Below are 21,215 nucleotides of genomic sequence, written 5' to 3'. Positions count from 1 at the left end.
GGCCAGCTTCATTCTTAAACCACAGGCAGATCCGGGTTGCCTCCGGCGTCGCGGCGGCTTTCGGTCGACGGCGGGATTCAGCCGTCATGCCCGTTGGCCGGAGCAGCAGCTGAACGTTCGAGTTCGCGTTGCTCGTAGGCGCGCACGATCCGCTGCACGAGAGGATGCCGAACGACGTCCTTTGCAGTGAAGAACGTGAAACTCGTGCCCTCGACGTCGTGCAGCACCTCGACTGCGTCGCGCAAACCGGACTTTACGTGTTTCGGCAAATCCGTCTGCGTCATGTCGCCGGTGACCACCGCGACCGACCCGAAGCCGATGCGTGTGAGGAACATCTTCATCTGCTCGATCGTGGTGTTCTGTGCTTCATCGAGGATCACGAACGCATCGTTGAGCGTGCGACCGCGCATGTAGGCGAGCGGGGCGATTTCGATGACGTTTCGCTCGATCAGCTTCAGCACTTTGTCGACGCCGAGCATTTCATACAGCGCGTCGTACAGCGGGCGCAGGTACGGATCCACTTTCTGGCTGAGATCGCCCGGCAGGAAGCCGAGCTTCTCCCCCGCTTCGACCGCGGGCCGCACGAGGATGAGCCGCTGCACACGATTGTCGTTGAGCGCATCGACCGCCATGGCGACCGCAAGGTATGTCTTGCCGGTTCCGGCCGGGCCGATGCCGAAATTGATGTCGTGCGTCGCGATCGCGTGCAGGTAGCGTGTCTGGTTCGCGCCCCGTCCACGGATCAGCCCGCGCTTCACCTGCACGGCGACCTCCTGCGATGACTCGGCGGCGCGCGCGTCGAGTGCATCGACACCCGATTCCGACAGATGCAAATGGATCTGCGGCGGAGTCAGCGTTTCGGTTTCTGTCGACGCGTAAAGATCACGCAGCACGCGCTCGCCCGCTTTGACCGCATGCGGCGCGCCAGTGACGCGAAAGATGTTGCCGCGATTGGCAATTTCGACGCCGAGCCTTAACTCGATCTGCCGAAGGTGCTCGTCGAACGGGCCAGCGAGGTTGGCGAGGCGCATCCCGTCAGCGGGATCGAGCGCGAAATCGTGATAAGTGGGTTCGGTCATAGGCATAGGAGGTTAGCGCGCGCGAGGCGCACCTGCCAGTCGCGGGATCCGCGCCGCATCGGCGCCTGTGTCGGCAGGTTCAGTTTGGCGTCGCTGATTGATCCGCAACTTCGGAGGGCATAGATTTACGCAATGGTCAGACATGCGCGAAGTGACGTTCCGGGAGCCGCGTCGCTAGGGCGGGGCGAGCAACTGTCATGACCGAGACACAACGCGATCGCTGGCCTGCGCTGCCATTGGACGAGTGGCGGGACACCTGCGAAACCTTGCAGCTTTGGACGCAGATCGTGGGCAAGACGCGACTCGCGTTCGCGCCGATGCAGAACCATTGGTGGCAGATCGCGCTTTATGTGACGCCACGCGGACTGACGACCTCGGCAATGCCGTGCGCCAACGGCAGCTTTTCGGTCGAGTTCGATTTTCTCGAGCATCGCTTGTTGATACAGGTCAGCGATGGCGCGACGCGCGGCGTCGCGCTGGAGCCGTGTTCGGTCGCCGATTTCTTCGCGCGTTATCTTGCAGCGTTGCTTGAACTCGGCATCGCGCCTGGAATAAGGCCGGTGCCTGTCGAGCTTGCGACCGTCATCCCGTTCGCCAGGGATCGCAAGCACGCATCCTATGATCCGGATGCCGTGCAGCGCTGGTGGCGGATTCTGCTGCAGACCGAGCGCGTGATGCAGCGCTTTCGTGGTCGCTTCGTCGGCAAGCAAAGCCCGGCGCATTTTTTCTGGGGCAGTTTCGACCTGGCCACGACGCGCTTTTCCGGGCGTCGTGCGCCACGCCACCCGGGCGGCGTGCCGCACTGTCCCGACGACGTGATGGTTGAAGCGTATTCGCACGAGTGCAGCAGCTGCGGCTTCTGGCCGGGCGGTGGCCCCGTCGAAGAGCCTGCGTTCTATGCCTATGCATATCCGGAACCGCCGGGCTATGCGTCGTATCCAGTCCGTCCTGCAGCTGCTGCCTACAACGCGCAGATGCACGAATTCGTGCTGCCGTATTCTGCCATTCGCAGCGCGGCCGACCCCGATTCAACGCTGCTCCAATTCCTGCAATCAACCTACGAAGCAGCCGCCGAGCTTGGGCTGTGGGATCGCGTCGCGCTCGAACGAATTGCTCAAGAGTGGCCGTGAGTAACACCGTTTTTCAACGCGCCCTACAGCCACCATTGCAAATAGCCTCTCCCAGGCCAACAACCGGTTCGTCGCCAGCCGTCCGCGGATAGCCAGCCGGACACCTGGTCGCACCGCACTCCCCGCACTCCCCGCCCTCCGATGGAGCGGTCGGCGCATATTTACGACAAATTGTCGTCGAAACGTGCAATCGAAAAACTGGCATAGCCCTGATCATTCTTGCGGCACGGGCCGGCGTGGCTTTTGAACGCCAGTTCGGCGCGACGGCGCCCTCTCGGCGCACACTTTTTTTTTCGCGTCGCTGCTACGCCTGCGATTGCCCACGAAAGAGGACAAGATCATGACTTCCGCAGTACCTATCCGCGACCCCGTTAAAGATGCATTGCTGACACCGCACAACTGCGCCGTGTTGATCATCGACTTTCAGCCAACACAGGTGAGTTCTGTCGCCAGCATGGACAAACGCACCTTGGTCGCCAACGTGGTGGCGCTGGCGAAAATCGCCAAACTCTATGACGTTCCGATCGTGGTCTCCACGGTGAACGTTGACACGGGCATCAACCAACCAACGATTCATCAGCTGCACGATGTTCTCGGTGATGTGCCAACCATTGATCGCACGTCGATCAATGCATGGGACGACGCCGACTTCGTCATGGCGGTCAAGGCGACTGGTCGCAAGAAACTGATCATCGCCGCGCTCTGGACCGAAGTGTGTCTGGCGTTTCCGGCACTCGACGCACTCCGTGAAGGCTTTGACGTGTATCCGGTGGTCGACGCGGTCGGCGGCACATCGCTCGAAGCGCATCGGGCCGGACTTGCGCGTGTCCAGCAGGCCGGCGGGCAACCCATTTCGTGGGTCTCGTTGATTTGCGAATTGCAGCGTGATTGGAATCGCAAGGCGACTGTGCCCGGCTTTGCGGAAATCCTGTTCGCGGTCGAGGGTCATTGAAAGCGGCCCGCTCCGAAACTGCTTTGCGCCCGAGACCTTCCACTCAACGGAAACCGTGCCATGACTCGCATTCTCGTTCTTTACTACTCCGCATATGGTCATACCGAAATCATGGCCAACGCCATCGCAGAAGGTGCACTCGCTACCGGAGCTCACGTTGACGTCAAGCGCGTGCCCGAACTGGTTCCTGAATCCGTTGCGCGCGCGTCGCACTTCAAGATTGATCAGGCGGCGCCTGCGGCGACGATCGATGATTTGCGCGACTACGACGCGATCATCGTCGGCACCGGCACCCGTTTCGGACGCATGAGTTCGCAGATGGCGACCTTTCTCGACCGCGCTGGTGGGCTGTGGGCGCAAGGAGCGCTCAACGGCAAAGTTGGGGCGGCTTTCACCTCCAGCGCGACCCAGCATGGCGGGCAGGAAACCACGCTGTTCTCGATCATCACCAACCTGCTGCACTTCGGCATGGTGATCGTTGGACTCAACTACGGATTCGCCGGTCAAACGATCCTGGATGATGTCACCGGCGGCTCGCCGTATGGCGCATCCACGATCGCCGGTAGCGATGGCGCGCGCCAGCCGACCGAAAACGAATTGGCAGGCGCGCGCTATCTGGGACGCGTGGTTGCCCAGACGGCGATGAAGTTGCATGGCTGAAACATGGCGCACGCAAAGGAACTGAACGTTCTTGACAGAGCGAGCGACACCCCGCATCGGCTACCCGTGATGCGTGCGCTGAAATTTTGAAGGTCAACGCTGAATCCATTGGAGAGCCTGAACAATGTCGACGCCCGCAACAGGCAATGACGTGACTATGAGAATGACCGAACACGATGCACTGCAGGTTGCAGCTGCCAATGCGAACGGCCGCCAACCTGTCGTGTTCCTGCATGGGCTGTGGCTGTTGTCGAGCAGTTGGGACCGTTGGGCCGTGATGTTCGAGGCGGCCGGATACACGGTCCTCGCACCAGGCTGGCCCGACGATCCGGACACAGTCGAAGAAGCGAATGCCCATCCGGATGTATTCGCACACAAATCAATTGGCCAGGTGGCCGACCATTTCGCGCAGATCGTCAATGGGCTGACGCGCAAGCCGGTTCTGATCGGCCATTCGTTTGGTGGACTCCTGGCGCAAATCCTTGCAGGACGAGGACTGGCTGCGGTCACCGTGGCAATTGATCCCGCGCCATTCCAGGGCGTCCTCCCGCTTCCATTCTCGGCGCTGAAATCGGCATGGCCGGTGCTCGGCAATCCTGCCAATCGCAACCGGGCGGTGCCCTTGACCTACGAGCAGTTTCGCTACGCGTTCGCCAACGCCGTCGGTGAAGAGGAGGCCCGTACGCTCTATGCGCGCTTCGCGGTCCCAGCCGCCGGCGAGCCGCTGTTTCAGGCGGCCGTCGCCAATTTCAATCCGTGGACGGAAGCGACGGTTGACACCGCAAATCCGGCACGTGGGCCGCTGCTGATCCTCTCCGGAGAAAAAGACCATACCGTTCCGTGGGCCGTTGCGCACGCATCGTTCAAACTCCAGAATGCGAATGCCGGCATCAGCGAAATTCTCGAAATGCCGGGCCGGGGACATGCGCTGACCATCGACAGCGGCTGGCGCGAGGTCGCCGACACGGCTATGAAATTTGTGCGGCGCTTCGCGCCAAGCGCGAGCGAGGAACGCCGACCATGACAATCATCGTTGGAATTTCCGGCAGTTTGCGTCGCGAGTCGTACAACTCGGCGTTGCTACGCGCTGCCGCTGCAATGATGCCGGCCGGCGGCCGGTTGGACATCCACTCGATCCAGCCCATTCCGCTGTACAACGGCGACGACGAAGCGGCGACCGGCATTCCTCTCGCCGTCGCCGCGTTGAAGGACGCGATCGCTGCGGCGGATGGATTGCTGATTGCGACACCCGAATACAACAACAGCATTCCCGGGGTCGCAAAGAATGCAATCGACTGGCTCACTCGCCCCACGTCCGATATTCAACGCGTCTTTGCAGGCAAACCGGTCGCCCTCGTTGGCGCAACAACCGGCGGATTCGGCACGGCGTTGGCGCAGAATGCGTGGATCCCGATACTGCACAAGTTGGGTGCGAGGATATGGTCCGGTGGCAGGCTCATGGTGTCTGGCGCTGACAAGGCGTTTGACGCCGAGGGAAACATGATCGACGACGCAGTGAGGAGCGCATTGCGGACATTTCTCGAAGGATTCGCCGGCCAACTTCAGGGGCGTTGACCGAAAAGATCCTGCGCTGAGCGCTGTCGTCGATTCAGTCCTTTGAAAACCGGTAGTGACCGACCATCCACTCGTCGCCGTCCGCATAACCGAACAGTTCCGCGCAAGCCATCCAGAACATGCGCCAGCGCTGGTTCCAAAGCGCCGCCTGGTCGCCGTATGCCACGCCAAGGACGCGAAGGACCTCGTCGCGACGGCGGTCGTGGTTTTCGAGCCACGCATTCGCGGTCTTCTCGTAGTGGGTGCCCGAGAGGCGCCACTGCTCGTCGATCTTCAGGTCGCGCTGGAAATGCAGAAGCGTGTCGGCCGCGGGCATCAGGCCGCCGGTGAAGAAGTATTTGCCCATCCAGTCGTCGTCGCCGTCGGTCTCGAACGGATACATCAGTTCACGATGGCAGAAGATGTGCACGAACAGCTTGCCGCCGGTTCGCAGCCATTCACCGATGCGCGACATGAGATGGTCGTAGTTGCGCACGTGCTCGAACATCTCCACCGAGACGACCCGATCGAACTGTGCAGAATCGAGGGTCAGTTCATTGATGTCCCGTGTGATGACGCGCACGTTGGCCAAACCGCGGTCGCGGCATCGTGCTTCGATGAATTCACGCTGCGGCCGCGAGTTCGACACCGCAGTGATGCGGGCATTGGGAAAGTGCTCGGCCATCCACAGCGTCAGCGAACCCCAGCCGCAGCCGAGTTCGAGGATCGACTGGCCGTCGGCGAGCAGCGCACGTTCGGCGTAGATTGCGAGCATCCGCACTTCGGCCGCGTCGAGATCCGGCGTGGTGTTGTCCCAGTAGCACGAACTGTATTTCAGCCTTTTGCCAAGGCAGAGTTCGAAGAAGCCGGGTGGCAATTCATAGTGCTGTGCGTTGGCGGCATCTGTTTCGATTGCGATCGAGCTGGTGCGCAGACTGTCGAGCACGTGGCGGAAGCGCTGCCATGACGCTTCGAGACTGGCGCCGCGTTCGACGCGAAGACGATCCGCACACAGCCGGCGGATTCCCAGTCGGATCAGGCTGTCGGGAAGCAGGCCGCGCTCGGCCAATGCAATCGTTGACCACGCGCTGTCGTGTTCGGCCGCTGCAGGTTTCTGCGGTGTGTTCTGTCTCGACGCGAGAATTTCCGTCGTCATGTCATTGCTCCTTCGGAAACCACGGGATGAGTGCACTGGTGGTGCGCTGGTAGTCGCGATAGTCGTCGCCGCGCGAACGCAGAGACTGCGCTTCGGTGAATGGAATGCCGGTAAGCCAGGCCAGCGATACGAGCATCAACGCCGGGCCGATGAAGCTTGCCGCGAGGAGCCATGGACCTGCGCCGACGGCGAGGAACACGTAGGCGAACCAGTGGGTCCACTCGAAGAAATAATTGGGATGGCGCGAGTAGCGCCAGAGTCCGGCGCGACAGGTCTTGCCACGATTCGCGGAATCGGCACGAAACGCGGCGAGTTGTCGATCGGCGATCGTCTCGCCACCGATGCTGACGAGCCACACCACCACCGCAAGCGTCGACCACACGGTCCAGCCTGCCACGGGATTGCTCGCGGCAATCCAGAACGGCAGCGAATAGAGGCCTGTCGCGACGGCCTGCGCCATGAAGAATCCGAAGAACCGGCGCTGGTCGTCGTGCCAGTGCTCGCGCAGATACCGGTAGCGTCCGTCTTCGGGTTCGCTGCCGACGCGATGCATCAGATGCAGCGCAAGGCGACTGCCCCAGACGCCGCCAAGCACCGCAATCAGAATGCGCGGCACCATTGCGCCATCGGCGACGCTTGCGTAAAACACCGCACTCAACGCCATGCACGCGGACCACAGGACGTCGACGAGGCCCGCGTTGCGTGTCGTTCGCTGGCGCAGCCAGCCGACGAACATCACGACCGCCGCGAAGAGCCACAGCAGCACGATCGGCCATGCGTTCACCGGTGTGCCTCCAGCGCCGAGGCGAGCGTCAACGACGTGGCACGTCTGCGCAGCAGGCGCGCAGTGGCTGCAAGGAGTGGTGTAGCGATTGTCCAGAGTGCGGCGAGCGCGAACAGCGTCGTCGGCAAGGGCTCTGCAAGTTTCACGGCGTTCCATGCGCGATCGGCAATCGAAAACGACAGCGGCGCTCCGAGTGCTCCGAACAGCGCAGCAATGCGCAGATCCCGTTGCAAAAAGGCCATTGAGTGGTTGATCGTCAGCGCAAGGCTCGCCCACAGCGCAAGAATCCACAGCGGAGCGAATTCCGCGCTCGGCACCGGCGATGTGTAGCGCACGAGCTGCAGATGCGCGAGCAGCGAATCCGCAAATGCACCGATCACGACTGCGAGGATGATCAGGAGCACGTCGCTGCGCATTTCGGTGGAGACGCTCAACTGATATGCGGCAAACACGCACACAGCAATCGGCCCGGCCCACCACAGACCCTGTGCCGCGCCGCCGACGGCCACCATCCACACGAGCTGGAAAGCGACCGTGTTGATCCAGAATGCGGCGCGTGGACTCATGCCGGCGATAGCGCCGGGGCAATCTGCGCACGCTGCGAACGCGGACGCGTCAGCAGCATCTGCACGACGCCGATCGAACGCTCGCGGAAGCCGCCCTCGCAGTAGGCCAGATAAAACTCCCACATCCGCGCGAAGCGTTCCGGATAGCCTTGCGCGAGCACGTCGCTGCGGCGCGCGAGGAACCGTTCGCGCCATGCCTTGAGCGTCAACGCGTAGCTCGGACCGATGTCTTCCAGATGGAAGAGCTTCAGGTCGCTGTTGCGCGTGGTCGCGCCGAGCATTGCGCTGATCGACGGGATGAAGCAGCCGGGAAACACATGGCGCTTGATGAAGTCCACCGCACGCAGCGCCTGCGCGTAGCGATGATCCTCGATGGTGATGGCCTGGATCAGCGCCGCGCCGTCCGGCTTGAGCAGCGTGCCGACCTTGCGGAAATAGGTGTCGAGGTACTGGTGTCCGATTGCTTCGATCATCTCGATCGACACAAGGCGGTCGTAGCGTCCGCCGAGTTCGCGGTAGTCCTCCAGCAGCAGTTCGATCCGATCGGAAAGACCCGCCGCTGCGACGCGTTCGGTCGCCAGCGCGTGCTGTTCCTTCGAGATCGTCGTGGTCGTCACGCGGCAGCCATAGTGGCGTGCTGCATGAATCGCGAAGCCGCCCCAGCCGGTTCCGATCTCGACCACGTGATCGTTTGGCCCGAGCGCAAGCTTGCGGCAGATCCGGTCCAGCTTGCGGGTGGATGCGACATCCAGCGATTCGTCGTCGTTGTCGTACAACGCTGACGAGTACATCATGTTGTCGTCGAGAAAGAGCTTGAAGAAATCGTTGCCGAGATCGTAGTGCGCGGCGATGTTGCGGCGGCTGCCGGCCTGCGTGTTGCGCGCGACGGCGTGAAGCGCCTTCATGACGCTGCCACCGATCCGGGCGAGGCCGGTTTCCATGGCGTCCAGATGATCGCGGTTGCGCACCAGAACGCGGATGAGCGAGACGAGATCGTCGCAGTCCCAAAGGCCGTCCATGAACGCTTCACCCGCGCCGACACTGCCGTTGAGCGCCGTCATGCGATAGAACGCGGGATCCCGCACACGGATGCGCGCGTTGAGCGTGTCTTCCGGGCGCGCGGCCGGGGATCCGTAGGACTGTGTGCCGCTGTTTTCCTCGACCACGATGCGGCATTCGCGCAGGCTCTCGAGTGACTGCAACAGCCGGCCGCGGGTGATGCGTTCGATCATCGACGGTTCGCGTGGATCGGTGTCCGGCCTGCTGTCGACCAGGGTGTCGAAGCTCATCGGGAATGCTCCGTGGGGTTCGGATGATCATGTACGGGGTTGCCGCGCGCGTAGATGCGCAACGCCTGCCAATGTATCGCAGCAACCACCTTAGCGGTCATGAACGGATGACGCGCCAGCACCCGGGCGAGGTTGGCGCCGGTGAAATCGTGTCGTTCCAGCACGAGCGTTGCGTCGAGTTCGCGTAGCGAGCCTTCACGCGCGCCGTCGATCACATCCATGTGGATGCGCAGGTTGTCCCCTGGCACCGTGAATCGCCAGGCGTAGTCACGCTTCATCGCCATGAACGGCGAGACGTGGAAGGCTTTCGGAAAATCCCAGCGCAGCGCAGTGCCGCTGTGCAGTGCTTGCGCGACCGGCAACACATAGGCATGGCGTTCCTTCCACGGCGTGTTGGTGATTTCGGCGAGGATTGCTTCGAGCGTGACGCCGTCCTCGGCGAAGCAGTAGTAGAAGCTGACCGGATTGAACGAGTAGCCGAAGTAGCGCAGATGCGCGAGCAGACGGATCGGCCCTCTCGGAACATGGCCCGTTTCGCTCGCGACGCGATAGCGCACTGCGTCGTCGAGCGACACGGTCGGCTCGCCGAAGAAATCACTGCGACGGAATTCAGCGAGGTTGCGTCCGCTCGCCGACCACAACCAGCGATCGTCGAACAGCGCGGGAATCTCCGCCAGGTCGAGATAGAGCATGTACATGCGATAGCGAAATGCGTTCGGGTGCGGCGAATGACGGCGGTGGCGGACCCAGCCTTCGTAGATCGCGCTCGCTGTGGGGCGATCGGACGCGGCATTGGAACTCCGGTCGATGGCGCGCGCGATCAGCGGGAATCCGGCCTCGTCGGTGGAGGCGCGCGGGTCATTGCGTGCGTCGGCGACCGGATTCACGGCCATTCCACCCCGAGTTCCCGTGCGACCTCGACACCGCTGCGGATGCCATCCTCGTGGAAGCCGTAGCCCCAATAGGCGCCGGCAAACCATGTGCGGTGGCGTCCCTGGATCGTTGCGCGTCGCGTCTGCGCGGTTGCTGATGCCAACGTCTGCAACGGATGGCTATACGTTCCGCGCCACAGGATGCGTGCCGGATCGATGTCCGCCGTGCGGTTCAACGTGACGATCAGCGGTTGCGGCGCATCGATCGACTGCAGGATGTTCATGCAGTAGCTGACGGTGCACTCGGCTTCCGTGTCGGCTGGAACATGCGCGTTCCAGGCGGCCCACGCCTTTCGATTGCGCGGCAGCACGCGCGCATCGGTGTGCAGCACCACATTGTTGCGCTGGTAAGGCATGGCACCGAGGATGTCCCGCTCGTCGTCGGTCGCATCGGTCAGCAGGCGCAAGGCCTGGTCGCTGTGACAGGCAAGCACGACCTGGTCGAAGACTTCCTCGCCGCCCGGGCTCGTGACCACGACCTCATCGTCGCTTCGACGGACGCCCGACACCGGACACGACAGGCGCTCCTGCACGCTCCAGCGGGCGCGAAGCTCGCGCACGTAAGAACGCGAACCGCCTTCGACCACGCGCCACGGTGGTCGACCGGTGATCTGCAGCATCTGGTGGTTGGCCATGAAGCGAACCAGGTGGCGTACCGGAAATTCCAGGATCCACGAGGCCGGCGACGACCACAGTGCCGACGCCATTGGCACCAGGTGCAGGTCGCGGAACATGTCCGAATAGTTGTTGTGGTCGAGATATTCGCCGAGCGGCACGTCACCCTGCGGATCGTCGAGCAGGGCCGGAGCGTTGCGGTAGAACTTGATGATCTCGCCGGCCATGCGGAGGAAGTCGGGGCGTAGAAGATTACGCGGCTGGCAAAACAGCCCGCGGAGGCTGCCGGCGTTGTATTCGATGCCGCTGGCCTCGCCGTGTGCCGAGAAGCTCATCGTGGTCGAACGCGACTGCACCTGCAGCTCGCCGAACAGGCGCGTCAGCAGTGGGTAATGATCGGGATTGAACACGATGAAGCCCGTGTCGACCGCGAGCGTGCCACCGTCGACGACCACGTCGTGCGTGTGCGTGTGGCCGCCCAGGTAGTCGTTCGATTCGAACAGCACGACCTCGTGCTCACGCGACAGCAGCCACGCCGACGACAGGCCTGCAATGCCGGAGCCGATCACCGCGATGCGCATCGGCTCAGTGTTCCTTGCGCTCAAGCACCCACGCCGGCACCGGCTTGAGGTCACGGACGATGCCGAGCAGCGCCAGCGCGCGCAGGCCATACCAGGTCATGTCCAGTTCCCACCAGCGGAATCCCTGGCGCGCGGATCCCGGGAAGAAATGATGGTTGTTGTGCCAGCCCTCGCCGAAGGTGATGAGTGCAAGGAACCAGTTGTTGCGGCTGGTATCGCGCGTGTTGAAGCGGCGGCGACCGAACCGGTGGGCGATCGAGTTGATCGTGACGGTCGCGTGGAACAGCACGATGGTCGACACGAAAAATCCCCACACCAGCAATTGAGGGCCACTGGTGCCGAGTTCGGGATGCGCGATCGCAAGCCAGGCTCCGAGGAAATAGAGAGCGATGGCGAGCAAGGTCGGAACGAGGATGTCGAACCGGTCGAGCAGGCGCAATTCGGGATAGCGCGCAAAGTCGCCGATCACCGCAAAGTCGGTGTGGAACGCGCGGCGCGTCAGGAACCAGCCCATGTGACTGCGCAGGAAGCCGTGTCGCGGTGAGTGGATGTCGAGGTCGGTATCCGCGTGGCGATGATGGTTGCGGTGATGCGACGCCCACCACAGCGGACCCCTCTGGACACAGGCGGCGCCAATGACAGCGGCCAGAAACTGGACACTGCGTGAGGTGCGAAACGTCTTGTGTGCGAAGTACCGATGGTAGAAGCCGGTGACGGCAAACATGCGGATTGCATACAACGCGACTGCCACTGCGATCGCGAATCCCGACACGCCGACGAAGAACACGCCGAGACATGCGAGGTGCATGCCGATGAACGGCACCGTGCGCAGCCAGTCGATGCGATCGGCGCGCTCGTCGAGCTCGACGTCGGCTTCGGTGTCGAACCAGCTCTTGAGCGTCACTGCGAATGAGCGTGCGCGCGGCGTCGGTCCCTTCACGACGATCGGAGCGCTGGCTTCATGGATCGGCACACTCGACATTGCAGTTCCAGTGCAGAAGACAAAAAGGTATACGAGAACAGGTCGGATCCGGATGCAGGCGCTTCAACGCGCGCCACGCCCGCGGACGCCGGCGTGCTCACCGACGCATCGGTGAGTTTCCACAGGGAATGTGCCCGGATTCGCGAGCCCATGAAGCGTGCCCAGATCAATGCGCTTCAGAGGAGGAGCGAGAGTTCGCCCTTGGCGATGATCGGTCCGCTCGGCTTGCCGCCAGGTCCGCCGCCTGGTGGCTCGACCGTCACCGCAAAGAGCGCATGCGGTCCGAGTGCGGCGATCAGTTCCTTGGGGACGACCACGGCATTCGCACGCGTCGGATCGAGCAGGCCGAGAGAGTGCGGCGAATCGCCCGGCGGAATCAGCCACAGTTCCGCCACGCGATTGGCCGGAATGTCGACCGTGGTCGGCTGCACGACGACCGTGCCAAGACGTGCATCGACCGTTGCAAGGAACAGCGACTTGCCGTCGTCCTGCACCATCTTGGCAACCAGTGGCTTGGACGCGGGCGCCTCGACCGGCGGCGGCGCGATCTGCGGCACAACGAACAGGGCTACCAGACTTGCAGCCGCGGCCGCGAATCCGCCAGCGGTCAGCCATCGCCAGATCTGCGCGCTCTGCCAGAAGCCGGCGGGTTCTGCCGCACGCACCTGCGTCGCCGGTGCGCGAGGATCTGCCGGCAACCCGGCGGCTGCGCGGATGCGTGGCCACAATGCGTACGGAGGCGGCACCGGGTTGATCTCGTCGATCAGCGGCATCAGCCGAGATTCCCAATCGGCAACTTCGCGCGCAAACGACGCATCGCCTGCGATCCGGCGCTCGGCGGCCGCGCGATCGGCGGCGCCAAGCACACCAAGCACGTACTCCCCCGCGAAGTCGATGTCCTCGGGTGGTTCCTGCATATGATCGGCGATGGTGTTCATCGTTCCAGGCACGCCTTGAGACGCAGCAGGCCGCGACGGATCCAGCTCTTGATGGTGCCCAATGGCGAGCCGCTGCGACTCGCCAGTTCCTCGTAGGTGGCGCCTTCGAAAAACGCGACCCGAATCAGATTGCGCCGTTGCACGTCGAGTTCGCCAAGACAGGCGTCGAGACGCTTGTTGTCGTCAGTCGATTCCGCCGCGGCGGTCGGCGTCGGATTCATGTCATGCAGATCGTCGGCCAGATCAAGCGTGGCGGAATTGCGCTCCACACCCCCAGAGCGGACGCGGTCAATCGCCTTGTTGCGCGCCATCATCGCGAGCCAGGTCATGGCGCTGGCGCGTGCCGAGTCGTACAGGTTCGCCTTGCGCCAGATCGTGCTGTAGACGTCCTGCAGCACGTCCTCGGCATCGCTGCGCTGCTTGACCACGCGAAGGCAGATGCCGAACAGCTTCGCCGACGTCGACTTGTACAGGTTCTCGAACGCGCGGGCGTCGCCACCCGCGACAGCCACCAGCAGGTCGCGAAGGCGGTCCCTCTCGTCGAGTACCGCATCTGTCGACTCGTTCATGCAACCTTCTGTGCCGATGTTCGTGCGCCGGATAGTCACGAATTTCCCGGCGGCGCGCAACCTGTCGGATCTACGCGCGCACGCTTCGCCACGCAACGATTGCGCCAAGCAGAAGGACGATCTCGAGGATTCCGGTGCCGAGCGTGATCGATGCGACCGGCCACTGATGAATGACCGTGGCGAAGCGGTAGAGCACGATGGGTACGTACAGCGCGAGCGAAAACGCGACGCCCGCGCGCTGCATTCCGCTGTGGACACACCAGACGAAGAAGAGCGCAAGGCCGAATTCGAGACCGCCGTAGACAACGAGGTATTCCGACATGCCCGAGCGCGAGAGCGTTTCGTAGCCGACGGCGACAGCCGTGTCGGTCGGAGCCAGCGTGCACCACAGTGCCAACGCCGCGTAGATGAACGCGTTGAAATAAAGATAGATGGTGGCCATTCGATCGCTGCTCCGGAAGTGATGTGCGCCTGGGCTCGCGCCGATCGGGATCCGCTGCGAATTCCTGCGATCATCAACGGTGCGCGCACGGCGATCATGATAGCGGGCACGTGCCGGTCAGCGGCACGGTCGCCGCCGCCGCGACGTCCGCGGCCGTCGCCTGCGAATCGCGTTGGGCGGGCGGGAATTCAATGCGCACCACCACGTTGCGGGCGCTTGCGTCGCGCACGTTGCTGGTGCCTTCATAGCGCAGGAGATGGCGCGTCGCGTTGTCATACACGACGTCGATGTGCGGCAGCAGTCCGCCGTACCAGGTACCGAGGGCAAGGCGCAGACGTTGTGCCGGACGTCCATCGACCGTTTCAGCACCGACTCGACTCACCTCGAATTTCATTGCGCCAAGTCGGCTCGGCACGACGAATGCGAGCGATGTCGCGGAGCCATTCAACACGTCCCAGTGGTCGCGAACGAATGCATCGAAGCCGGCATCGACGACCAGTTCGGCATGATCTTGAAGAGCCGCAGTGCGTTCGGGAGCGCCGGCGCTCGTTCGCACGTAAACCTCGCGCCTGTCGCCGCTGCCGCGCACTCCTTCGGTGTATCCGGTGCGCGCGTCGAGCAGGTCGAAGTCGGGTGCCTGCGCATTGGCCGTGGCACGGATGTGCTTGCGCGCAAACGGCGAACCGTCAGGACACCGGTACAACACGAGGCCGGTGGCGACGCCGTCGTCGTCGTAGCGCCAATGGGATTCGCTGTACAGCGCTTCACCGCCCGTCGCCGCGTAGGCTTCGCCCTCGTAGTGTTCGGCGCCGAGTGCCGGCAACCCGCTCACCGTCATCGCGCAGATCGCAACTGCGAGCACCGCGCGCTTCGCCGTTCGTGCATGTTGAATCGGTGACCCCGGTGTCGCCACGAGCAGTTCCACGTGCGCTGCGCAACCGGCAGGCTTCGGGGACTACATACGCAACGAACGAGTGCCCGGATGCAGCATTAGGAGGGCTGACGGTGCTGCTTTGCTCAAACAAGCGGATCGGAATCGATGCGTTCCGTGCACGACATCGCGTCTTCGCGATCGGCTCATCGGATTGCACAGCGGCGGTTTCCGACCGCCGATTTCTCCACCGCTTTGCAGCGAACCGCGGTGAATGCGGTCCTCTGACGACGCGCGACGTTGCGCCGTCTCAGGCGATCAGGTTCTCGCGTGTCTGGATCCGCCCGCGCAGCGAATTGACCATCGCCTCGGTGACCGTCACGTCGACAAACTGTCCGACCAACCGTGCCGGGCCGGCGAAATTCACGTTGCGCATGTTTTCGGTCTTGCCGGTGAGTTCCGCGGCATCGCGTGCGCTCGGTCCTTCAACCAGCACGCGTTGCACGCTGCCGATCATCGCCTCGCTGATCGCTCGCGCATTGATGTTGAGGGCGTCCTTCAGGCGCGCCAGTCGCTCGCTCTTCACGGCGTCGGGCGTGTCGTCTTCAAGGCTTGCAGCCGGTGTGCCGGGACGGCGCGAATAGACAAACGAGAAGCTCTGGTCGAAGCCGATGTCATCGACCAGCTTCATGGTGCGCTCGAAGTCCGCGTCGGTCTCGCCAGGAAAGCCGACGATGAAATCGGACGAAACGCAGATATCGGGGCGCACCGCGCGCAGCTTGCGGATCTTCTGCTTGAACTCGAGCGCGGTGTATCCGCGCTTCATCGCCGACAGGATGCGGTCGGAGCCCGATTGCACCGGCAGGTGCAGATAGTTCGCCAGCTGCGGCACGTTTGCATAGGCGTCGATCAGCGAATCGGAAAATTCGAGCGGATGTGACGTCGTGAAGCGGATGCGGCCGATTCCGTCGATCTGCGCGATCGCGTGAATCAGCAGGCCGAGATCCGCCACGTCTCCTTCATGCATGGGCCCGCGGTACGCGTTGACGTTCTGCCCGAGCAGGTTGACCTCGCGCACACCCTGTTCGGCGAGCGTCGCGATCTCCGCAACGACATCGTCGAACGGCCGGCTGATCTCCTCGCCACGGGTGTAAGGCACGACGCAGAACGAGCAGTATTTGGAACAGCCTTCCATGATGGAGACGAATGCGGCCGGCCCATCCGCGCGCGGTTCCGGCAGGCGGTCGAATTTCTCGATTTCGGGGAACGAGATGTCGATCTGCGGCTCACCGCTTGCACGGCGCGCCTCTATCATCTGTGGCAGGCGATGCAGGGTCTGCGGCCCGAACACCAGATCGACATAGGGCGCACGCTTGACGATCGCGGCGCCTTCCTGGCTCGCGACGCAACCACCGACGCCGATCACCACGGAGCTGCCGTCGCGCTTGAATTTCTTCCACCGGCCGAGCTGGCTGAAGACCTTTTCCTGCGCCTTCTCGCGGATCGAGCAGGTGTTGATCAGGATGACATCCGCTTCCGACTCGTCCTCGGTCCGTTCGAGCCCATGGGATGCGCGCAGCACGTCGGCCATCTTGGTCGAGTCGTACTCGTTCATCTGGCAACCGTGGGTCTTGATGTAGAGCTTGCCGGTCATTGTTGAATCCTGCGAACGGCCTTGCGAACCGGTGATGTGCCAAGCGCGACCGCGGCAAGAATGCGGCCGGATGCCCACTTTGTGAAAAAACAGGCGCCAATCCAATAGTTTACGTGGTAAAAGGCATCTGGCCAATGAGGATTGCGGGACGAAGCCGGCGCGCGTTCCCGCAGCCATCCGAACGAACGGGCGGAAACTTGACGCCCGCAAAGGTTTCAATAACGTCCATGCCGCACCGTCGTCACTCTGCCGCCCGCGTGATCCTGCTTGGATTCGGACTTCTGTCCGCGTCCTTCGCCGGCGCGAGTGTGCTGTACAAGTGCGGCACCAGGGACGGCAGTATCGCGTACACCAGCAAACGGCAGGGCTTCATCGATTGCAAGGTGATCTCGACGTTTGTCGATACTCCGACATCGTCACCGCTTCCCACGCCCTCCGTGGCAAAGTCTGTCCCGATCTCCGCGAAGGCCCCGTCTGTCAGCGGTTGGGTGTACCAGGAGAATGTGAAGGCGAGAGCGGATTTTTCCTCTGTCGACGCAAGCGTCGTATCGACCGCACCGAAGGCCCTGTTTGTTGCGGTGGCGTCCGGTGGTACGAGCACGGCGCCGGTGCTGGTTCCGATTCCGGTCGTCCCGCCGATCGTCAGTGCCGTGAGTACCGCGGCGCTCGCATTGGCATCGCCGTCGCCGTCGGCCGTTGCAATACCCGCGAAGGCGGAAGCGCCGATGCCGCGAATCCTGCGCGGCGCCGTCTACAAGGTGGAGCGAACGGGCGGCATCACCGAGTACACCAATGTGAAACCGGCGGGCAATGCGTTCGCCGTGTTGTTCACCTACATTGCCACCTGCATCGCCTGCGACGTCCATTCGAAGATCGATTTCGCGCGCACGGCGCTGAATCTCGCCGCATACAAAGTCGAGATCGCCGCGGCCGCTGCCGACTTCGGAGTCGACTCCGCATTGTTGCGGGCGGTGATCCACGCCGAGTCGGCATTCAATCCGATGGCGCTGTCCAACAAGGGAGCGCAGGGCCTGATGCAGCTGATGCCCGGAACGGCGGGCGACCTCGGCGTCGCCAATGCGTTCGATGCTGCGCAGAACATTCGCGGTGGCGCCCGCTATCTTTCGCAACTGCTGAAGAACTTCAACAACGACTCGCGCCTCGCGACGGCCGCCTACAACGCCGGGCCGGGTGCGGTGCAGAAATACCACGGCATTCCGCCCTACGACGAAACGCAACTGTACGTTCAGCGCGTTGCGACGCTGCGCGACCGCTATCAGAAAGCGTTGTAGCGTTTCACGGGTCGATCAAATTCGGGGCCGCAGGAGCACGTCGCATTGTCGCCGCGGGGTTCACGCGCCCGTCGTGCTTGGCGCAGGACGCTGCACGAGCACCACGTCGACCGCGAAAGGCATGTTTCTGCGCAGTCCTTCGAGCCGAACCTTCGTGCCGGGCGCGAGCGCGGCTTCGCGGTTGCGAAGATCGACCTGGTCTGCGATTGCCGTGCCATCGAGCTTGAGCAGCAGATCGCCCGCCTGCAAATTCGCCTGCGCTGCAGGACTTTCCAGCACGACCCGGAGCACAACGACGCCTTGCTGTCGGGACGTCGCACCGTTCGCCGGAGGAATGTCGGCGTAGTCCGCGCCGATCCAGCCGCGGATCACCCGTCCGTGCTTGATGATCTGTTCGAGCACGGTCTTGGCGGTGGTCACGGGAATCGCGAAGCCAATGCCTTCGGGGACCTGCGGCATGCGTCCCGAGCCATCCGAGATGGGCTTCGCATACACCGCCGTGTTGATGCCGATGAGTTCGCCGAGCGCGTTGACCAGTGCGCCGCCCGAATTGCCGGCATTGATCGCCGCGTCGGTCTGGATGAAATCCTCGTACGCAGACATCTTCAACTGGCGTCCGGTCGCACTGACGATGCCCATCGTGACGGTCTTGCCCACGCCGCCGGGATTGCCGATTGCCAGCACCACGTCGCCGACGTCGGCACTGGCGTTCGCGCCGTCCGGCACGGTGATCTCGGGCAATTGCTTGCCGTCGATTTTCAGCACGGCCAGATCCGTTTCCGAATCGGTGCCGATGACCTGGGCTTGCGAGACGCTTCCGTCGTCGAGCGCCACCTGGATGTCGTCCGCGCCGTTGATGACGTGGTTGTTGGTGAGAACGTAGCCGTCGGAACTGAAGATCACGCCGGATCCCAAGCTTTGTTCCTGGCGGCGCATCAGCGGCCCCGGAATGTAGCCGAGCAGGCGTTTGGTGAGTGGATCGGGAATCTGGTAGTAGCTTTTCGAGATCGTCATCCGGTTCGCGTAGATGTTGACCACCGATGGCGACGCCTTAACGACCGCATCGGAGTAGGACACCGGGGCGCGACCTGTTGTCGCAGTCACGGACTCAACCTGCCCGGATGTCGCATGGGACACTGCCGCTGTTGCGCGCAGACGGTCGACCATTGCTGGAGCGAGCACGCTCAGCAGGAACGCAGCGGCGAGTCCGATGACTGCGCAGCGGGCGATGAAGGCGAGCAGATTTTGGGTTTTTCGACTGAGCATGGATCGTTCGTCTGGACGCGATGCGGTCGTATCGCGGATCGAAGCCGCAGCGGCTGATCGGGGGCGGCTGCGTGCCGCGAGCGTGGCGCGCGCGTCCAGCTTGATTGTGCGGGGAATGACCGTTCGTTAAACTAGCACGATTTTGGGGCATGCCCCAATCGACGCGCGGTGTCTGCCGCGAATGTCTCGCGAAGACCCGTGTCGACACGTTTTTCTCGAATGTTTTGCGGCGGAGTGCTGATGGCAAACGATGCTGTGGTGGACAAGGGGCGCCGGCGATTCCTCACCGCGACGACGGCGGTCGTCGGCGGAGCGGGAGTGGTGATCGCGGCCATTCCCTTCGTCAAGTCGTGGGAACCGAGCGCCAAGGCAAAGTCGGCCGGTGCGCCGGTGCTGGCTGACATCGGAAAGATCGAAGCGGGGCAGAAGGTGACGTTTGCGTGGCGCGGCCTGCCCGTGTTCGTGGTCAATCGCACGAAGCCGCAGCTTGACGCGCTCGCCGGCGAAGACGCACGCCTCAAGGATCCGACGTCCTCCAATGCGGACCAGCAGCCCGAGTACGCGAAGAACGATCATCGTTCGATCAAGCCGGAATGGCTGGTTGTGACCGGGATCTGCACGCATCTCGGTTGCGTTCCGGATTACTTTCCCGAGTTGAAACCCGAGCCGTTCGACCCGCAGTGGAAAGGCGGGTTTTTCTGCCCGTGCCACAAGTCGCGTTATGACCTTGCCGGCCGCGTGTTCGACGGCGTACCTGCACCAGCGAACCTGTCGGTGCCGCCGTACTCGTTCGTTGACGACACCCACATCATGATCGGCGTGAATCCGGAGGGGAAAGCCTGATGGGCACCACGACGAACCGCATCGAATCGAAGAACGGCCTGGTCAACTGGGTCGAAGACCGCTTGCCGATCTTCTCGTTCCTGTCCTCGCACACCAGCGGGTACTACGCGCCGAAGAACTTCAACCTCTGGTACTACTTCGGATCGCTCGCCCTGCTCGTGCTGGTCAACCAGATCCTGACCGGCATCTTCCTCACGATGAACTACAAGCCGAACGCGCTGGAAGCGTTTGCTTCGGTCGAGTACATCATGCGCGACGTCAACTGGGGCTGGTTGATCCGCTACATGCATTCGACCGGCGCCTCGCTGTTCTTCGTCGTCGTCTACCTGCACATGTTCCGCGGCGTGATGTACGGGTCGTACAAAAAGCCGCGCGAACTGGTGTGGCTGCTTGGCATGCTGATCTTCCTGGTGCTGATGGCCGAAGCGTTCATGGGCTACGTCTTGCCGTGGGGCAACATGTCGTTCTGGGGCGCGAAGGTGATCATCTCGCTGTTCGGTGCGATTCCGTGGATTGGCGATTCGCTGGTCGAATGGATCATGGGTGACTATCTGCCGGCCGACGCCACGCTCAATCGCTTTTTTGCGCTGCACGTGATTGCGTTGCCGCTGGTGCTGCTGTTGCTGGTGGTGCTGCATCTGGCCGCGTTGCACGAAGTCGGGTCGAACAATCCGGATGGCGTCGACATCAAGGCGAAAAAGAAACCCGATGGCACTCCGCTCGACGGCATCGCATTCCATCCGTACTACACGGTGAAGGATCTCTTCGGAACAGGGTTCTTCCTGCTGATCGCCGCGTTCATCATCTTTTACGCGCCGACATTCGGGGGCTGGTTCCTCGAACACGACAACTTCATTCCGGCAAACAACCTGGCGACGCCGACGCACATCAAACCGGTGTGGTACTTCACGCCGTTCTACGCGATCGTCCGCATGATTCCGTACAAGCTGCCCGGCGTGATCGCGATGTTCGGCTCGATCCTCCTGCTGTTCTTCGTGCCCTGGCTCGATCGCGGCAAGGTCAGGTCGATCCGCTACCGCGGCACCGGCTTCAAGGTTGC

At 62.8% G+C, this 21,215-nt stretch carries 22 protein-coding genes; 8 read left to right on the top strand and 14 right to left on the bottom strand.

Features of this window, described 5'->3' with window-relative positions; translation table 11 throughout:
- Nucleotides 1–77: 77 nt before the first annotated feature.
- Nucleotides 78–1,079, bottom strand: coding sequence for a PhoH family protein (locus tag ABIV12_RS15595; RefSeq protein ID WP_348060984.1), 1,002 nt, complete (start codon nucleotides 1,077–1,079; stop codon nucleotides 78–80).
- Between the two features lie 197 nt (nucleotides 1,080–1,276).
- Here ABIV12_RS15595 and ABIV12_RS15590 point away from each other — a divergent pair, with 197 nt between their 5' ends.
- The 5 genes from ABIV12_RS15590 to ABIV12_RS15570 all read left to right on the top strand — a co-directional run bounded on the left by ABIV12_RS15590 (nucleotide 1,277) and on the right by ABIV12_RS15570 (nucleotide 5,396).
- The gene (locus ABIV12_RS15590) at nucleotides 1,277–2,209 is read left to right on the top strand and encodes a DUF5996 family protein (RefSeq protein WP_348060982.1); all 933 of its coding nucleotides are present in this window, start codon (nucleotides 1,277–1,279) and stop codon (nucleotides 2,207–2,209) included.
- A gap of 340 nt (nucleotides 2,210–2,549) precedes the next feature.
- Nucleotides 2,550–3,161: a hydrolase gene (locus ABIV12_RS15585; protein WP_348060980.1), complete on the top strand. Its 612-nt coding sequence runs from the start codon at nucleotides 2,550–2,552 to the stop codon at nucleotides 3,159–3,161.
- 60 nt (nucleotides 3,162–3,221) lie between these two features.
- On the top strand, nucleotides 3,222–3,821 hold the full coding sequence (gene wrbA, locus ABIV12_RS15580) for an NAD(P)H:quinone oxidoreductase (RefSeq protein WP_348060978.1): 600 nt from the start codon (nucleotides 3,222–3,224) through the stop codon (nucleotides 3,819–3,821).
- A 157-nt stretch (nucleotides 3,822–3,978) separates the two neighbouring features.
- On the top strand, nucleotides 3,979–4,845 hold the full coding sequence (locus ABIV12_RS15575) for an alpha/beta hydrolase (protein ID WP_348061022.1): 867 nt from the start codon (nucleotides 3,979–3,981) through the stop codon (nucleotides 4,843–4,845).
- Entirely contained in the window at nucleotides 4,842–5,396 is a 555-nt protein-coding gene (locus ABIV12_RS15570) for an NADPH-dependent FMN reductase (protein ID WP_348060976.1), read from the top strand. The genes ABIV12_RS15575 and ABIV12_RS15570 overlap by 4 nt, the downstream gene beginning before the upstream one ends.
- Nucleotides 5,397–5,430: 34 nt before the next feature.
- Here the strand turns inward: ABIV12_RS15570 and ABIV12_RS15565 are convergent, their stop codons facing one another.
- From ABIV12_RS15565 to miaB, 12 genes are all read right to left on the bottom strand, one after another.
- Entirely contained in the window at nucleotides 5,431–6,531 is a 1,101-nt protein-coding gene (locus tag ABIV12_RS15565) for a cyclopropane-fatty-acyl-phospholipid synthase family protein (RefSeq protein WP_348060974.1), read from the bottom strand.
- A gap of 1 nt (nucleotide 6,532) precedes the next feature.
- Nucleotides 6,533–7,315, bottom strand: coding sequence for a DUF1295 domain-containing protein (locus ABIV12_RS15560; protein ID WP_348060972.1), 783 nt, complete (start codon nucleotides 7,313–7,315; stop codon nucleotides 6,533–6,535).
- Entirely contained in the window at nucleotides 7,312–7,881 is a 570-nt protein-coding gene (locus tag ABIV12_RS15555; protein ID WP_348060970.1) for a DUF2878 domain-containing protein, read from the bottom strand. The genes ABIV12_RS15560 and ABIV12_RS15555 overlap by 4 nt, the downstream gene beginning before the upstream one ends.
- Nucleotides 7,878–9,113, bottom strand: a complete 1,236-nt coding sequence (locus ABIV12_RS15550) for a cyclopropane-fatty-acyl-phospholipid synthase family protein (protein WP_348061020.1) — start codon at nucleotides 9,111–9,113, stop codon at nucleotides 7,878–7,880. Before ABIV12_RS15550 ends, ABIV12_RS15555 begins: the two co-directional genes overlap by 4 nt.
- Before the next feature lie 53 nt (nucleotides 9,114–9,166).
- Nucleotides 9,167–9,994 (bottom strand): DUF1365 domain-containing protein, encoded by an 828-nt coding sequence (locus tag ABIV12_RS15545; RefSeq protein ID WP_348061018.1) that lies wholly within the window; start codon nucleotides 9,992–9,994, stop codon nucleotides 9,167–9,169.
- A 59-nt stretch (nucleotides 9,995–10,053) separates the two neighbouring features.
- A complete protein-coding gene (locus tag ABIV12_RS15540) occupies nucleotides 10,054–11,298 on the bottom strand; it encodes an FAD-dependent oxidoreductase (RefSeq protein ID WP_348060968.1) in 1,245 nt (414 codons plus the stop codon).
- Between the two features lie 4 nt (nucleotides 11,299–11,302).
- Nucleotides 11,303–12,280 carry an acyl-CoA desaturase gene (locus ABIV12_RS15535; protein ID WP_348060966.1) on the bottom strand — a complete coding sequence of 326 codons (978 nt, stop codon included), beginning with the start codon at nucleotides 12,278–12,280 and terminating at the stop codon, nucleotides 11,303–11,305.
- Nucleotides 12,281–12,456: 176 nt separating this feature from the next.
- Complete coding sequence (locus tag ABIV12_RS15530) at nucleotides 12,457–13,218, bottom strand: anti-sigma factor (protein WP_348060964.1); 762 nt, start codon at nucleotides 13,216–13,218, stop codon at nucleotides 12,457–12,459.
- On the bottom strand, nucleotides 13,215–13,787 hold the full coding sequence (locus ABIV12_RS15525) for a sigma-70 family RNA polymerase sigma factor (protein WP_348060962.1): 573 nt from the start codon (nucleotides 13,785–13,787) through the stop codon (nucleotides 13,215–13,217). Before ABIV12_RS15525 ends, ABIV12_RS15530 begins: the two co-directional genes overlap by 4 nt.
- Nucleotides 13,788–13,857: 70 nt before the next feature.
- Nucleotides 13,858–14,229 carry a DUF4345 domain-containing protein gene (locus ABIV12_RS15520; protein WP_348060960.1) on the bottom strand — a complete coding sequence of 124 codons (372 nt, stop codon included), beginning with the start codon at nucleotides 14,227–14,229 and terminating at the stop codon, nucleotides 13,858–13,860.
- 94 nt (nucleotides 14,230–14,323) lie between these two features.
- The gene (locus ABIV12_RS15515; protein WP_348060958.1) at nucleotides 14,324–15,154 is read right to left on the bottom strand and encodes a hypothetical protein; all 831 of its coding nucleotides are present in this window, start codon (nucleotides 15,152–15,154) and stop codon (nucleotides 14,324–14,326) included.
- Nucleotides 15,155–15,410: 256 nt separating this feature from the next.
- The gene (gene miaB, locus ABIV12_RS15510) at nucleotides 15,411–16,754 is read right to left on the bottom strand and encodes a tRNA (N6-isopentenyl adenosine(37)-C2)-methylthiotransferase MiaB (protein ID WP_348060956.1); all 1,344 of its coding nucleotides are present in this window, start codon (nucleotides 16,752–16,754) and stop codon (nucleotides 15,411–15,413) included.
- Between the two features lie 227 nt (nucleotides 16,755–16,981).
- On the opposite strand from miaB, the gene ABIV12_RS15505 reads away from it, so the two are divergent.
- Complete coding sequence (locus tag ABIV12_RS15505) at nucleotides 16,982–18,046, top strand: lytic transglycosylase domain-containing protein (RefSeq protein WP_348060954.1); 1,065 nt, start codon at nucleotides 16,982–16,984, stop codon at nucleotides 18,044–18,046.
- A gap of 60 nt (nucleotides 18,047–18,106) precedes the next feature.
- Here ABIV12_RS15505 and ABIV12_RS15500 read toward each other — a convergent pair whose 3' ends face one another.
- A complete protein-coding gene (locus ABIV12_RS15500; protein WP_348060952.1) occupies nucleotides 18,107–19,312 on the bottom strand; it encodes a trypsin-like peptidase domain-containing protein in 1,206 nt (401 codons plus the stop codon).
- A 240-nt stretch (nucleotides 19,313–19,552) separates the two neighbouring features.
- Between ABIV12_RS15500 and petA the strand changes: the two genes are divergently transcribed.
- On the top strand, nucleotides 19,553–20,155 hold the full coding sequence (gene petA / locus ABIV12_RS15495; RefSeq protein ID WP_348060950.1) for a ubiquinol-cytochrome c reductase iron-sulfur subunit: 603 nt from the start codon (nucleotides 19,553–19,555) through the stop codon (nucleotides 20,153–20,155).
- Nucleotides 20,155–21,215, top strand: a 1,061-nt coding sequence (locus ABIV12_RS15490; RefSeq protein WP_348060948.1) for a cytochrome bc complex cytochrome b subunit, incomplete at its 3' end; no start/stop codon positions are given. The genes petA and ABIV12_RS15490, both read left to right, overlap by 1 nt.

This window comes from Dokdonella sp. (assembly GCF_039926425.1).
Classification (GTDB): Bacteria; Pseudomonadota; Gammaproteobacteria; order Xanthomonadales; family Rhodanobacteraceae; genus Dokdonella_A.
The sequence above is the reverse complement of the archived record's forward strand: the minus strand, read 5'-3'. Positions and strand labels throughout refer to the sequence as shown.

Bases quoted from the DNA above. Each gene is read 5' to 3' on its own strand.
- ABIV12_RS15595 (WP_348060984.1), bottom strand. From the start codon at position 1,079: ATGACCGAACCCACTTATCACGATTTCGCGCTCGATCCCGCTGACGGG.
- ABIV12_RS15590 (WP_348060982.1), top strand. From the start codon at position 1,277: ATGACCGAGACACAACGCGATCGCTGGCCTGCGCTGCCATTGGACGAG.
- ABIV12_RS15585 (WP_348060980.1), top strand. From the start codon at position 2,550: ATGACTTCCGCAGTACCTATCCGCGACCCCGTTAAAGATGCATTGCTG.
- wrbA (WP_348060978.1), top strand. From the start codon at position 3,222: ATGACTCGCATTCTCGTTCTTTACTACTCCGCATATGGTCATACCGAA.
- ABIV12_RS15575 (WP_348061022.1), top strand. From the start codon at position 3,979: ATGAGAATGACCGAACACGATGCACTGCAGGTTGCAGCTGCCAATGCG.
- ABIV12_RS15570 (WP_348060976.1), top strand. From the start codon at position 4,842: ATGACAATCATCGTTGGAATTTCCGGCAGTTTGCGTCGCGAGTCGTAC.
- ABIV12_RS15565 (WP_348060974.1), bottom strand. From the start codon at position 6,531: ATGACGACGGAAATTCTCGCGTCGAGACAGAACACACCGCAGAAACCT.
- ABIV12_RS15555 (WP_348060970.1), bottom strand. From the start codon at position 7,881: ATGAGTCCACGCGCCGCATTCTGGATCAACACGGTCGCTTTCCAGCTC.
- ABIV12_RS15550 (WP_348061020.1), bottom strand. From the start codon at position 9,113: ATGATCGAACGCATCACCCGCGGCCGGCTGTTGCAGTCACTCGAGAGC.
- ABIV12_RS15540 (WP_348060968.1), bottom strand. From the start codon at position 11,298: ATGCGCATCGCGGTGATCGGCTCCGGCATTGCAGGCCTGTCGTCGGCG.
- ABIV12_RS15535 (WP_348060966.1), bottom strand. From the start codon at position 12,280: ATGTCGAGTGTGCCGATCCATGAAGCCAGCGCTCCGATCGTCGTGAAG.
- ABIV12_RS15530 (WP_348060964.1), bottom strand. From the start codon at position 13,218: ATGAACACCATCGCCGATCATATGCAGGAACCACCCGAGGACATCGAC.
- ABIV12_RS15525 (WP_348060962.1), bottom strand. From the start codon at position 13,787: ATGAACGAGTCGACAGATGCGGTACTCGACGAGAGGGACCGCCTTCGC.
- ABIV12_RS15520 (WP_348060960.1), bottom strand. From the start codon at position 14,229: ATGGCCACCATCTATCTTTATTTCAACGCGTTCATCTACGCGGCGTTG.
- miaB (WP_348060956.1), bottom strand. From the start codon at position 16,754: ATGACCGGCAAGCTCTACATCAAGACCCACGGTTGCCAGATGAACGAG.
- ABIV12_RS15505 (WP_348060954.1), top strand. From the start codon at position 16,982: ATGCCGCACCGTCGTCACTCTGCCGCCCGCGTGATCCTGCTTGGATTC.
- ABIV12_RS15500 (WP_348060952.1), bottom strand. From the start codon at position 19,312: ATGCTCAGTCGAAAAACCCAAAATCTGCTCGCCTTCATCGCCCGCTGC.
- petA (WP_348060950.1), top strand. From the start codon at position 19,553: ATGGCAAACGATGCTGTGGTGGACAAGGGGCGCCGGCGATTCCTCACC.